This is a genomic window from Komagataeibacter oboediens (assembly GCF_018491655.1).
In the GTDB taxonomy this organism is placed as follows: domain Bacteria; phylum Pseudomonadota; class Alphaproteobacteria; order Acetobacterales; family Acetobacteraceae; genus Komagataeibacter; species Komagataeibacter oboediens.
Map to the genome: position 1 here is coordinate 19,603 of NZ_JABLUU010000007.1, position 14,256 is coordinate 33,858.

Genomic DNA, 14,256 nt, shown 5'->3' on the forward strand with positions numbered 1-14,256 from the left:
TCAGCCCCGCTTCGCTTTCTTGTCCGAAGAATGACCCGTGAAGGTACGGGTCGGTGAAAACTCACCGAACTTGTGCCCCACCATATTCTCGGAAACCTGCACCGGCAGGAATTTATGCCCGTTATAGACGCCGAACGTCAGTCCGACGAACTGCGGCAGGATGGTGGATCGACGCGACCAGATCTTGATCACTTCGTTACGGCCCGACGCGCGCGATGCATCGGCTTTGTTCAGCAGATACCCGTCCACGAACGGGCCCTTCCAGACGGAACGTGCCATCTTAAATGCCCCTTACTTGCCGGTCTTCCGGCGACGGATAATCAGACTGTCCGTACGCTTGTTGACCCTGGTCTTGTAACCCTTAGTCGGCTTGCCCCATGGCGTAACCGGATGACGACCGCCCGAGGTCCGCCCTTCACCACCACCATGCGGGTGATCAACCGGGTTCATGACGACACCACGGTTATGCGGACGACGGCCCAGCCAGCGGTTACGGCCGGCCTTGCCCAGATGCTGGTTCATGTTGTCCGGGTTGGACACGGCACCGATGGTGGCCATGCACTCCGCACGGACGACACGCAGTTCACCGGACTGCAGCTTGATCTGGGCATAGCCCACATCCTTGCCGACCAGCTGTGCGTAGGTGCCAGCAGAACGGGCGATCTTGCCACCACCACCGGCCTTGAGCTCGATGTTGTGGATGATCGTTCCCACCGGAACCGCCGACAGGGGCATTGCGTTGCCCGGCTTGATGTCAGCCCGGGCGCCAGCAACGACCTGGTCACCTGCCTTCAGGCGCTGCGGTGCGATGATGTAGGCCAGCTCGCCATCTTCATACTTGATGAGAGCGATGAAGGCCGTACGGTTGGGATCATATTCCAGACGTTCCACCGTGCCGACCACATCGAACTTGCGACGCTTGAAATCGACATAGCGGTAGGACTGCTTGTGTCCGCCACCGATAAAACGCGAGGTGGTGCGACCGTGGTTGTTACGGCCGCCGCTCTTGTTCTTCCCCTCGGTCAGGCCCTTGACGGGCTTGCCTTTCCACAGCTCCTTGCGGTCGATCAGAACCGTTCCGCGCAGGCTGGGGGTAACTGGATTAAAGTGCTTCAATGCCATTTCTTGTCACCCCACGTCAGACCAGCTTCGCGGTCAGGTCAATGGACTGACCTTCTGCAAGCTGGACAAACGCCTTCTTCACATCCGAGCGCTGACCGGGACGTCCCTTGAAGCGCTTGGCCTTACCCTTCTGGATGAGCGTGTTGACACCCAGAACCTTCACGCCAAACAGCGTTTCGACCGCCACCTTGATTTCCGGCTTCGTCGCGTCGATCGCGACCTTGAAACCGACCTGATTCTTTTCGGACAGGGCCGTGGCCTTTTCCGTGATCAGGGGCGAGCGGATGATGTCGTACATCGCTTCGCGCGACATGCGTTCCGCTTTCTTGCGGATTGCCAGGATGTTGGTCATGCCAGACGCTCCTTCAGTCCCTCCACGCCTGCGCGGGTAATGGCCAGCACATCGTGGTTGAGGATGTCATAGACATTCGCACCGATGGTCGGGAGAATGTCGATCTTCGGAAGGTTGCGCGCGGCACGGCCAAAGTTTTCTTCAACGGCGGCGTCCACGATCAGGGCGGAAGTCCAGCCCAGAACCTTCAGCTTCTTCGCAAGTTCAGCAGACTTGCCCGAGGCGGTCGCGGCATCAAGCACGACCAGCTTCCCTTCGGCAGCCTTCTGCGACAGCGCGGAAATCAGACCCAGACGGCGCACCTTCTTGGGCAGGTCATAGCCATGGTCGCGCACGACCGGGCCGTGGACCACACCACCGGTGCGGTACTGCGGCGAACGCAGCGAACCCTGACGGGCGCTGCCGGTGCCCTTCTGGCGATACGGCTTCTTGGTCGTGCCGGAGATTTCCCCCATGCCCTTGACCTTATGCGTACCGGCCCGTCGCTTTGCCAGCTGCCAGTGCACCACACGCGCCATAATATCCGTGCGCGGTGTTGCAGCGAAAATCTCGTCGGGAAGGCTGGTCTTGCCTGCGCTTCCGTTATCGAGGGTTTTGATATCGTAATCCATTGCCCTCTATCCTCAGCCCGCAGCCTCAACCAGGGCCGCCGGATACGGCGCCTCGGCATGACGGGCCTTCTTGATCGCATCACGAACGAGAACCGATTCATTCTTTCCACCCGGCACGGAGCCGCGGATCATGATCAGGTTCTTTTCGGCGTCAACAGCCGCAATCTCGAGGTTCAGCGTGGTCACACGCTCGGAACCGAGATGGCCGGCCATCTTCTTGTTCTTGAAAACCTTGCCCGGATCCTGACGGTTACCCGTCGAACCGTGCGAACGGTGACTGATCGAGACACCGTGGGTGGCTTCGAGACCGGCAAAGTTCCAGCGCTTCATCGCGCCGGCAAAACCCTTACCCTTGCTGGTGCCGGTAACGTCCACCTTCTGTCCCACCACAAAGTGGGTAGCGGACAGAGAAGCCCCGACTTCCAGGACGGCATCATCCGCAACGCGGAATTCAGCCAGCTTCTTCTTGGGCTCGACCTTGGCCTTGGCAAAATGGCCGCGGTTCGGCTTCGACACATTTTTGACCTTGGCCTTGCCCGACCCGAGCTGGACGGCAGTATAGCCATCACGCTCGGTCGTACGGACATCAACCACCTGCAGATCATCAACCTGCAGGACAGTCACCGGCACATGTGTGCCGTCTTCCTTGAACAGCCGGGTCATACCCAGCTTTTTTGCGATCAATCCGGTGCGCATCGTCTGGACCTTAGAGTTTAATCTCGACATCCACGCCAGCGGCGAGGTCGAGTTTCATGAGAGCGTCCACGGTCTGCGGGGTCGGCTCGACAATGTCGAGCAGCCGGCGATGGGTCCGAATTTCGAACTGCTCGCGGCTTTTCTTATCCACGTGGGGGGAGCGGTTCACGGTGAACCGTTCAATATGCGTCGGCAGCGGGATAGGACCCCGAACCCGCGCACCCGTACGCTTCGCCGTGTTGACGATCTCTTTCGTGCTGTTGTCAAGCACCCGATGATCGTACGCCTTCAGGCGAATGCGGATGTTCTGGTTGTCCATCTTTCTGTTTCAGTCCAACTTTACCTGATTCGGGGGAACCCGATCCGCAATGGAAACCCGGCCGGATCGCTCCGACCGGGATCCCACACTTCAGTTACTGTCCAATCACGCAGTGATGGAAGCAACAACACCTGCACCAACGGTGCGGCCACCTTCGCGGATAGCGAAGCGCAGGCCTTCATCCATGGCGATCGGAGCAATCAGCTCCACATCCATGGCGACGTTATCGCCAGGCATGACCATTTCCGTGCCTTCCGGCAGGTGAACAACGCCGGTGACGTCGGTCGTGCGGAAATAGAACTGCGGACGATAGTTGGTGAAGAACGGCGTGTGACGGCCACCCTCTTCCTTCGTCAGGATGTAGGCTTCTGCCTTGAACTTGGTGTGCGGGGTGATGGAACCCGGCTTTGCCAGCACCTGGCCACGCTCAACGTCTTCACGCTTCGTGCCACGCAGCAGCGCACCGATGTTGTCACCGGCTTCACCGCGGTCAAGCAGCTTGCGGAACATTTCAACGCCGGTCACGGTCGTCTTCTGCGTCGGACGCAGGCCAACGATCTCGATTTCGTCACCAACGTTCACGGCGCCACGCTCGACACGGCCCGTCACCACGGTGCCACGACCGGAGATGGAGAACACGTCTTCGATCGGCATCAGGAACGGACGGTCGATCGGACGCTCCGGCTGCGGAATGTAGTCGTCAACAGCGTTCATCAGGTCGAGAACGCGCTTTTCGCCAACTTCCGGATCACCGTCTTCCAGCGTCACCAGGGCCGAACCCTTGATGATGGGGATATCGTCGCCCGGGAACTGGTAAGCGGACAGCAGCTCACGCACTTCCATTTCGACGAGTTCCAGCAGTTCCGGATCGTCAACCTGGTCAACCTTGTTCAGGAACACGACCAGGGCCGGCACGCCAACCTGACGGGCAAGCAGGATGTGCTCACGCGTCTGCGGCATCGGGCCGTCAGCAGCGGACACAACCAGGATCGCGCCATCCATCTGCGCCGCACCGGTGATCATGTTCTTCACATAGTCGGCGTGGCCGGGGCAGTCGACGTGTGCGTAGTGACGCTTCGCGGTCTCGTACTCGACGTGGGCGGTCGAGATGGTGATGCCACGGGCGCGCTCTTCCGGCGCGGCGTCGATCATGTCGTACGCCTTGAATTCCGCACCACCGGCCTTCGCCAGCGTCTTGGTGATAGCAGCGGTCAGAGAGGTCTTGCCGTGATCGACGTGACCAATCGTACCGATGTTACAGTGCGGCTTATTCCGCTCAAATTTAGCCTTTGCCATCGTTTTCTCCGTTAACTCAGCCTCGTGCTGAGAGTCGGGTTGGAAAGTTCCGTTTCGGAAGCCGGGCCGGTAGATATACCGGACAGACCGCCTTTACCAGCGGTAATGACTGAATGCCTTGTTGGCTTCGGCCATGCGGTGCGTGTCTTCGCGCTTCTTGACCGCTGCGCCACGATTGTTGACGGCATCAAGAAGTTCGTTCGACAGACGATCCTGCATGGTGTTCTCGCCCCGCTTGCGCGACGCGTCGATCAGCCAGCGGATTGCCAGCGCCTGACGGCGCTCGGCCCGGACTTCGACCGGAACCTGATAGGTGGCGCCACCAACACGGCGGGAACGCACCTCGACAGCCGGCTTGACGTTGTCCAGCGCGCTGTGGAACATGACCACAGGGTCCGCAGCCGCGCCACCACGGCGACGCAGCACCTCAAGGGCGCCATAGACGATCCCTTCGGCGGTGGACTTCTTGCCGTCGTACATCAGGGCGTTCATGAAACGCGTAATGACGACATCACCAAATTTCGGATCGGGGAGAATCTCGCGCTTTACTGCGCGATGACGGCGACTCATGCCTCGTTATTCCTTTTACTTAGGACGCTTCGCGCCATAGAGCGAGCGACGCTGACGACGCTTGGCGATACCCTGGGTGTCCAGAACGCCGCGCAGGATGTGATAACGCACGCCAGGAAGATCCTTAACGCGACCACCACGGATCAGGACAACACTATGTTCCTGGAGGTTATGCCCCTCACCTGGAATATAGCTCACAACCTCATAACCGTTGGTCAGGCGTACTTTCGCCACCTTACGCAGAGCCGAGTTCGGCTTCTTTGGTGTGACTGTGTAAACACGAGTACAAACGCCACGCTTCTGCGGACAGCCCTGCAGAGCAGGAACCTTGTTGCGTTTGGCTGCGGGCTCGCGACCTTTCGCGATCAACTGGTTGATGGTCGGCATACGCCTTTCCCGATCCTTACAAAATTCGGCCGGCCAACCCCATATCTGGTTGCCGACTGTCGTTCACAACAAAACCCCAACGAATGACAACCATCCGTTCGGGCATCATATTTACATCCGGCCTGGGCAGCCCGATTCCCGGACTGCGGCACCGCATGTCTGCATGCTGCATTCGACGGCCAACGACGTCTTTCAGACAGGGCTAGCCGAGGGCGCGTTACCTACGGGCAAACTGACCAAAAGTCAAGCCTTGCGCAGGATTCGCTAGCAGTCCGACAGAGCGACTCTGTTCCATCGGACTCGGAGCACCGCTCCGTCAGGCCGCTGATACCGCCTGAATCGGATGGTGACAATAGTGCAGCACCGAATCATGCCAGATACCGACCTGCGGTACCTGGCATTTCACTCGTATTGTTATTCGGCGGCCTTGGTGGTGGCCACCGCAGCGCGGGCCTGGGCCAGACGCTGCTTGTCTTCACCCGCCGCAACGGCACGGAGTTTGTTCATCACACTGCCCGTCCCTGCCGGGATCAGGCGGCCGACAATCACGTTTTCCTTCAGGCCGTTCAGCGTATCCTTCTTACCCGCCGTGGCAGCCTCTGTCAGGACACGTGTGGTCTCCTGGAAGGATGCGGCGGAGATGAAGGACTGCGTCTGCAGCGACGCCTTCGTGATGCCCTGCAGCACAGGCATGGCAACAGCAGGACGTTCACCCATGTTCAGGCGCTTCGTGTTCTCTTCCTCGAACTCGATACGGTCCACCGTCTCACCGATCAGGTAGGTCGTATCACCCGGCTCAAGGATTTCCACCTTCTGCAGCATCTGGCGCACGATGACTTCAATGTGCTTGTCATTGATCTTCACGCCCTGCAGTCGGTAGACGTCCTGAATCTCGTTGACGAGATAGTCGGACAGCGCCTCGACACCCAGAACCTTCAGAATGTCATGCGGCACGCGCGGACCATCGACCAGCGGATCGCCAACCTGGACAAAGTCGCCTTCCTGAACGGAAACGTGCTTGCCCTTGGGGATCAGGTAATCCGTCTCCTCGCCCGTCTCGTCGTTCTTCACGATGACACGGCGCTTGGACTTGTAATCCTTGCCGAATTCCACACGCCCCTCGGTTTCCGAGATGATGGCATGGTCCTTCGGACGACGCGCCTCGAACAGTTCGGCCACGCGCGGCAGACCACCGGTAATATCACGCGTCTTGGACCCTTCACGCGGAATACGGGCCAGCACGTCACCTGCATTGACCTGTGCGCCGTTCTCGACCGACAGCAGTGAGTCAGGCGACAGGAAGTAGCGGGCGTCGTTACCGTTGGCCAGCTTCACGACATCGCCATTGGCATCCTTCAGCTGCAGGCGCGGACGAAGGTCGATCCCCTTGGAAGCCTGCTTGTAGTCCACGACCACCTTCGATGTCAGGCCGGTCACCTCATCCATCCGCTCCACCAGGGTGATGGAGTCGATCAGGTCGAGGTATTCAACCTTACCGGGCTGCTCGGTGATGATCGGCAGGGTATACGGATCCCACTCGGCCATTTTCTGGCCGCGCGTTACCGCCGCCCCGTCTTCCACCAGCAGGCGCGCACCATAGGGCACACGGTAACGGGCGCGTTCGGTGCCACGATCATCCGTCAGCAGGATTTCGCAGTTACGCGACATGACGATGGGCACGTTCTGACTGTTATGCACAACGTTCTTGTTGCGGATCGTCACCTTGCCGTCACGCGACGCCTCGACCATCGACTGCTCGGCGCCACGCTGCGCCGCACCACCGATATGGAAGGTACGCATGGTCAGCTGGGTGCCCGGCTCACCGATGGACTGCGCGGCGATGACACCCACGGCTTCACCGATATTGACCGGCGTGCCACGTGCAAGGTCACGGCCATAGCAGTGACCACATACGCCCACGCGGCTGTCACAGGTCAGCACGGAGCGGATCAGCAGGCTTTCGACACCCGCCTTCTCGATCTGCTCCGCCTGGGCTTCCTCAATCAGCGTGTTGCGCGGGAACAGCACCTTGCCGGTTGCCGGATCCAGCACGTCAGCCGCCAGCGTACGACCCAGCATACGCTCGGACAGGGAGGCAACGACTTCGCCGCCATCCATGACCGCACGGACCGTCAGGCCGCGTTCGGTGCCGCAATCTTCCTCGACAATGATGCTGTCCTGCGCCACGTCGACCAGACGGCGGGTCAGGTAACCCGAGTTCGCGGTCTTCAGCGCGGTATCGGCCAGGCCCTTACGCGCACCATGGCTGGACGTGAAGTAATCGAGAACCGACAGACCTTCCTTGAAGTTGGCGATGATCGGCTGTTCGATGATCTCACCCGACGGCTTGGCCATCAGGCCACGCATGCCGGCCAGCTGCTTCATCTGAGCTGGCGACCCACGGGCACCGGAGTGGCTCATCATCCACACCGAATTGGTCGGCTTGCCGATTTCCTGCTTGGAGATCTCCTTCATCATCGCGGCCTGCACTTCATCCGTGCACCGCGACCATGCATCGACCACCTTGTTATAGCGCTCGCCTGCGGTGATCAGACCGTCCTGATACTGCTGCTCGAACTCCTTCACCTCGGCGGCGGTGCGATCGACCAGTTCCTTCTTCTCGGTCGGGACGATCATGTCGTCCTTGCCGAAGGAAATGCCCGACTTCGCCGCATGGCGGAACCCGAGGCCCATCAGGCGGTCACAGAAGATCACGCATTCCTTCTGGCCGCAGTGACGGTAGACCGCATCAATGACGTCCGACACGATCTTCTTGGTCAGCTGGCGGTTGATCAGCGAGAACGGCAGCGCCGCATTGCGCGGCAGGATCTGGGCCACGAGCATGCGACCCGGCGTGGTCACGACGGTTTCGCGTGTAACCTTGCCCTCGGCATCGACATTCTCGATCCGCGCGCGAATCTTGTCATGCAGCTTCACGGCGCCCGTGCTGAGCGCATATTCCACTTCGCCAACGCTGGAGAAGGACGGCGCGCCCGCAACCGTCACCTGCCCCTTGTCATCATAGCTGTTCTGGTCAGGCGTCGCACGGAATTCCGGCGTCTCGAGGCTGAGGTAGTACAGCCCCAGCACGATATCCTGTGACGGCACGATGATGGGCTTGCCGTTGGCGGGGCTGAGGATGTTGTTGGTGGACATCATCAGCACGCGCGCTTCCAGCTGGGCTTCGAGGCTCAGCGGGACGTGCACGGCCATCTGGTCACCGTCAAAGTCCGCGTTGAAGGCGGTGCAGACCAGCGGGTGCAGCTGGATCGCCTTGCCTTCGATCAGCACCGGTTCGAACGCCTGGATACCCAGACGGTGCAGCGTCGGCGCGCGGTTGAGCATGACGGGATGTTCACGGATCACTTCTTCAAGGATATCCCAGACCTCGGGACGTTCCTTTTCCACCATCCGCTTCGCGGCCTTGATGGTGGTGGCGTGACCGTATTTTTCCAGCTTGGAGTAAATGAACGGCTTGAACAGCTCCAGCGCCATCTTCTTGGGCAGACCACACTGGTGCAGCTTCAGCTCCGGCCCGACCACGATGACCGAACGGCCGGAATAGTCGACGCGCTTGCCCAGTAGGTTCTGACGGAAGCGACCCTGCTTGCCCTTCAGCATGTCGGACAGCGACTTCAGCGGACGCTTGTTCGCACCGGTAATGGCGCGGCCACGGCGGCCGTTGTCAAACAGTGCATCGACCGATTCCTGCAGCATGCGCTTTTCGTTACGGACAATGATGTCCGGCGCACGCAGTTCGATCAGCCGCTTGAGACGGTTGTTACGGTTGATGACGCGACGGTACAGGTCATTCAGGTCCGATGTCGCGAACCGGCCACCATCCAGCGGCACCAGCGGGCGCAGTTCAGGCGGAATGACCGGCACCAGGTCCAGGATCATCCATTCCGGGCGCGATTCACTGTCGGCAAAGGCCTCGACCAGCTTCAGGCGCTTGACCAGCTTCTTGCGCTTGGCCTCGGACGTGGTGTCCTTCAGTTCCTGGCGCAGTTCTTCCTTTTCGACCTTGCAGTCGATGCGTTCCAGGATCTTCTTGATCGCTTCCGCGCCGATCCCGACCTCGATCCCCTCGTCGCCATGCTCATCCATGACATCAAGGTACTGGTCTTCCGTCAGCAGGCTGTACTGCTTGAGCGGCGACGTGCCGGGTTCCAGAACCACGTAGCTTTCGAAATACAGGATCTTTTCCAGATCCTTCAGCGTCATGTCGACCATCAGGCCGATACGGCTGGGCAGCGACTTGAGGAACCAGATATGGGCAACGGGGCTGGCGAGTTCGATATGGCCCATGCGCTCGCGCCGGACTTTCGCCAGCGTCACTTCAACGCCGCACTTTTCGCAGATGATACCGCGGAATTTCATCCGCTTGTACTTGCCGCACAGACATTCGTAATCCTTGATCGGACCGAATATCCGCGCGCAGAACAGGCCATCACGTTCCGGCTTGAATGTCCGGTAGTTGATGGTCTCGGGCTTCTTGATCTCGCCGTACGACCAGGAACGGATCTGCTCGGCCGAAGCCAGCTGGATCTTGATCTGATCGAAGGTCATGGCCTGGCCGCCCTGACCAAGGATCTTCATGAGTTCATTCATGCGCCGCAAACCCCCTGAGGGAATGAAGCGGAAGCAGCCGCGTTACCTGCTCCCACTCCTGAAAGAAAAATGTATGGACCGACGTGCAACATTAAGGTCCGGTCAGGAACCGCTCTGTTCCAGGTCAACATTCAGGCCAAGGGACTTCAGTTCCTTGATCAGGACGTTGAAGCTTTCCGGAATACCGGCTTCGAAATCATCCTGCTCGCGCACGATGGCTTCATACACCTTGGTACGACCGGATACGTCATCCGATTTGACCGTCAGCATTTCCTGCAGTGTGTAGGCGGCGCCGTAAGCTTCCAGCGCCCACACTTCCATTTCACCAAAGCGCTGCCCACCGAACTGCGCCTTACCACCCAGCGGCTGCTGGGTCACCAGCGAGTACGGGCCGATGGAACGGGCATGGATCTTGTCATCGACAAGGTGATGCAGCTTGAGCATGTAGATGTAACCAACCGTGGTCTTACGCTCAAACGGTTCCCCCGTGCGTCCGTCGATCAGCTGCGACTGCCCGGATTTATCCACGCCGGCCTTCTGCAGCATGGTCTCGATATCCGGGATGGACGCACCATCGAACACCGGCGTTGCGATCGGCACGCCCTTGCGCAGGTTGCCACACAGCTCCAGCAGCTGGGCATCGGTCATGTCACCGATCTGCTCGTCATAAACCGCGTCGCCGTAGATCGACTTCAGTTCATCCAGCAGTTCCTGCCGCTTTTCACCGTGGCGCTGGTATTCATCGGCCAGCTGCGCCACCTGACGCCCGATATTGGCGCAGGCCCAGCCCAGATGCGTCTCAAGGATCTGCCCCACGTTCATGCGCGACGGCACACCCAGCGGGTTCAGCACCAGATCGACCGACGTACCATCCTCAAGGAACGGCATGTCCTCGACCGGCACAACGCGGGAGACGACACCCTTGTTGCCGTGACGGCCAGCCATCTTGTCACCCGGCTGCAGCTTGCGCTTCACCGCGACAAAGACCTTGACCATCTTCATCACGCCCGGCGGCAGTTCGTCACCGCGCTGCAGCTTTTCCACCTTGTTGTCGAAACGGGCCTGGATCTTGGCAACGGCGGCATCGAATTCACGACGCAGCGTTTCCAGTTCCGCCATGACCTCGTCAGACATCACGGTGATGTTGCGCCATGCGCCACGCGGATGTTCGGACAGGACCTCATCCGTAATGACCGTGCCGGAACGGATGCCCTTGAAGCCCGTGCCAGCCGTCTGGCCAATCAGATGTTCACGCAGCCGGTTGTAGAACGAACGTTCCTGAATGGCGCGTTCATCGTCACGGTCCTTGGCGAGGCGTTCGATCTCGGCGCGCTCGATGGCCATGGCGCGCTCGTCCTTATCCACGCCACGGCGGGAGAACACGCGCACATCAACAATGGTACCTGTCGTGCCAGGCGGCAGCTTGAGCGAGGTGTCACGGACGTCAGACGCCTTTTCACCGAAGATGGCGCGCAGCAGCTTTTCTTCCGGCGTCATCGGGCTTTCGCCCTTCGGCGTGACCTTGCCGATCAGGATGTCACCGGGGTTCACCTCGGCGCCCACATACACGATCCCGGCTTCGTCGAGGTTGCGCAGTGCTTCCTCACCGACATTCGGGATATCGCGGGTGATTTCTTCCTGACCCAGCTTGGTATCACGGGCCATGACCTCGAATTCCTCGATATGGATCGAGGTAAAGACGTCATCACGCGCGATCCGTTCGGAAATCAGAATCGAATCTTCAAAGTTGTAACCATTCCAGGGCATGAACGCGACCAGCACGTTGCGGCCCAGCGCCAGTTCACCAAGTTCCGTGGACGGACCATCAGCGATAATCTCACCCGCGCGGACCTGATCACCCACGCGCACCAGCGGACGCTGGTTGATGCAGGTGGACTGGTTGGAACGCATGTATTTGCGCAGGCGGTAGATATCCACGCCCTGCGTCGCACCGGCCTCGTCCGTCGCACGGACAACGATACGGGCACCATCGATCTGGTCCACGATACCATGGCGACGCGCAACGATTGCGGCACCCGAGTCATGCGCCACGGCGGCTTCCATGCCCGTGCCGACCAGAGGCGCATCGGAACGCACCAGCGGCACGGCCTGACGCTGCATGTTCGAGCCCATCAGCGCACGGTTGGCGTCATCGTTCTCAAGGAACGGGATGAGGGCCGCAGCGACCGAGACAAGCTGCTTGGGCGACACGTCGCATGCCGTCACATCGGTGGGCGGAACCTGGCGGAAGTCACCACCACGACGCACCGAAACCAGATCGTCCGTCAGGTGACCCTGTGCATCCTGGCTGGCATCAGCCTGGGCGACGACCAGCTTTTCTTCCTCCATGGCGGAAAGATACTTCCAGCCATCCTGAAGGACGCCGTCTTCCACCATGCGGTACGGGGTTTCGATAAAGCCGTACTTGTTCACCTTGGCGTAAGTGGCCAGCGAGTTGATCAGACCGATGTTCGGGCCTTCGGGCGTCTCGATCGGGCAGATACGGCCATAATGCGTCGGGTGAACGTCACGGACCTCGAAGCCTGCACGCTCACGTGTCAGCCCCCCCGGACCGAGTGCGGAAAGACGACGCTTGTGCGTAACTTCCGACAGCGGGTTGGTCTGGTCCATGAACTGGCTGAGCTGGGAGGAACCGAAGAACTCACGCACCGCAGCGGCCGCCGGCTTGGCGTTGATCAGGTCATGCGGCATGACCGTATCGATGTCGACCGAACCCATGCGTTCGCGGATGGCGCGCTCCATGCGCAGCAGGCCGACGCGGTACTGGTTTTCCATCAGCTCGCCAACCGAACGCACGCGACGGTTGCCAAGGTTGTCGATGTCGTCGATCGCGCCGCGACCGTCCTTCAGCTCGCACATGATCTTGACGGTACGCAGGATGTCTTCCTTGCGCAGGACACGCACCGTGTCGGGCACGTCCACGCCAAGGCGCATGTTCATCTTCACGCGCCCCACGGCGGACAGGTCATAACGGTCGGGATCGAAGAACAGGCCGGAGAACATGGCTTCCGCCGTCTCGGGCGTCGGCGGTTCACCGGGGCGCATGACACGGTAGATGTCGGTCAGCGCCTCATCGCGCGAGGCGTTCTTGTCCACCGCAAGCGTGTTGCGGATCCACGGGCCGTTGGCCGCGTCCACCGCCAGGGTGGACAGGGTGGTCAGGCCGGCTTCCTCAAGTTCTTCCAGCTTCTGCTCGGTCAGTTCGTCACCGGCTTCGGCATAGATCTCGCCCGTGTTCTCGTTGACGATGTCGGATGCGATGAAACGCCCGATCAGGCCAGCGGGGCCAACCAGCACTTCCGTGGTGGTTTCCGCAATCTTGCGGACCATGCGGGCGGTCAGCTTCGCGTCGACCGGGGCCACTTCCTCACCCGTCTGGGCGTCAATCAGCGGCTCGAGCAGCTTCATGCCACGGAAGGCGTCCGCATCAAAACGGCGGGCCCAGCCCTTTTCCGTCTTGGCGAATTCGACCTTGCCATAGAAGTAGCTCAGGATCTCGTCCGGGGACATGCCCTGGATTTCCATGGACTCCACGTCCCCGCCCTCGGCGGCCTTGGCGGCGCGGGCGGCTTCGGACTCCGCACCTTCCAGGGCGTACAGCAGCGTGGTGACCGGCAGCTTGCGCTTGCGGTCGATGCGGACGTAGATCAGGTCCTTGCTGTCGAATTCGAAATCGAGCCACGAGCCGCGATAGGGAATGACACGCGCCGCGAACAGGAACTTGCCCGAAGAATGGGTCTTGCCCTTGTCGTGATCGAAGAACACGCCCGGGCTGCGGTGCATCTGGCTGACGATGACACGCTCGGTTCCGTTGATGATGAAGGTGCCGTTATCGGTCATGAGCGGCATGTCGCCCATATAGACCGGCTGTTCCTTGATATCGCGGATCGAGCGCGACCCGGTATCTTCATCCACGTCCCACACGATCAGGCGCAGGATCACCTTCAGCGGCGCGGCAAAGGTCAGGCCACGCTGAATGCATTCCTCGACGTCATATTTCGGCTCCTCCAGCTCATAGCTGACGAATTCCAGACGCCCGCGCCCTGCAAAGTCATTGATCGGAAAGACGGAACGGAACACTTCCTGCAGGCCCGTCGGCGTCCGGCTGTCGGGCGCCACATTCATCTGAAGGAACGTTTCGTAGCTTGCCCGCTGCACGTCAATCAGATTGGGCATCGGAGCGACCTCGGGTATGTGCCCGAAGCTCTTGCGGATGCGTTTGCGTCCCGTGAACGATTTTGTAATCGCGTTCATCGCCTATCCAGCCCCCA

General features: G+C 60.3%; 11 protein-coding genes. All 11 read right to left on the reverse strand.

Going from position 1 to position 14,256, the window contains the following annotated elements:
- The 11 genes from rpsS to rpoB all read right to left on the reverse strand — a co-directional run bounded on the left by rpsS (position 1) and on the right by rpoB (position 14,239).
- On the reverse strand, positions 1-279 hold the full coding sequence (gene rpsS / locus HNO79_RS07885) for a 30S ribosomal protein S19 (RefSeq protein WP_007399623.1): 279 nt from the start codon (positions 277-279) through the stop codon (positions 1-3).
- Positions 280-291: 12 nt separating this feature from the next.
- A complete protein-coding gene (gene rplB / locus HNO79_RS07890) occupies positions 292-1,122 on the reverse strand; it encodes a 50S ribosomal protein L2 (protein WP_010513082.1) in 831 nt (276 codons plus the stop codon).
- A gap of 16 nt (positions 1,123-1,138) precedes the next feature.
- A complete protein-coding gene (locus tag HNO79_RS07895; RefSeq protein WP_010513083.1) occupies positions 1,139-1,435 on the reverse strand; it encodes a 50S ribosomal protein L23 in 297 nt (98 codons plus the stop codon).
- A gap of 35 nt (positions 1,436-1,470) precedes the next feature.
- Positions 1,471-2,085 (reverse strand): 50S ribosomal protein L4, encoded by a 615-nt coding sequence (gene rplD, locus HNO79_RS07900; protein ID WP_048856918.1) that lies wholly within the window; start codon positions 2,083-2,085, stop codon positions 1,471-1,473.
- Between the two features lie 12 nt (positions 2,086-2,097).
- Positions 2,098-2,781 carry a 50S ribosomal protein L3 gene (gene rplC / locus HNO79_RS07905; RefSeq protein ID WP_029329235.1) on the reverse strand — a complete coding sequence of 228 codons (684 nt, stop codon included), beginning with the start codon at positions 2,779-2,781 and terminating at the stop codon, positions 2,098-2,100.
- 10 nt (positions 2,782-2,791) lie between these two features.
- On the reverse strand, positions 2,792-3,100 hold the full coding sequence (gene rpsJ / locus HNO79_RS07910) for a 30S ribosomal protein S10 (protein WP_007282720.1): 309 nt from the start codon (positions 3,098-3,100) through the stop codon (positions 2,792-2,794).
- Between the two features lie 105 nt (positions 3,101-3,205).
- A complete protein-coding gene (gene tuf, locus HNO79_RS07915) occupies positions 3,206-4,396 on the reverse strand; it encodes an elongation factor Tu (protein ID WP_010513087.1) in 1,191 nt (396 codons plus the stop codon).
- A gap of 93 nt (positions 4,397-4,489) precedes the next feature.
- Entirely contained in the window at positions 4,490-4,966 is a 477-nt protein-coding gene (gene rpsG / locus HNO79_RS07920) for a 30S ribosomal protein S7 (protein ID WP_007399617.1), read from the reverse strand.
- A 15-nt stretch (positions 4,967-4,981) separates the two neighbouring features.
- On the reverse strand, positions 4,982-5,353 hold the full coding sequence (rpsL, locus tag HNO79_RS07925; protein WP_023979007.1) for a 30S ribosomal protein S12: 372 nt from the start codon (positions 5,351-5,353) through the stop codon (positions 4,982-4,984).
- Between the two features lie 414 nt (positions 5,354-5,767).
- Positions 5,768-9,964, reverse strand: coding sequence for a DNA-directed RNA polymerase subunit beta' (gene rpoC, locus HNO79_RS07930; RefSeq protein ID WP_048856920.1), 4,197 nt, complete (start codon positions 9,962-9,964; stop codon positions 5,768-5,770).
- Positions 9,965-10,066: 102 nt separating this feature from the next.
- Positions 10,067-14,239, reverse strand: a complete 4,173-nt coding sequence (gene rpoB, locus HNO79_RS07935) for a DNA-directed RNA polymerase subunit beta (protein WP_214165175.1) — start codon at positions 14,237-14,239, stop codon at positions 10,067-10,069.
- Positions 14,240-14,256 lie beyond the last annotated feature (17 nt).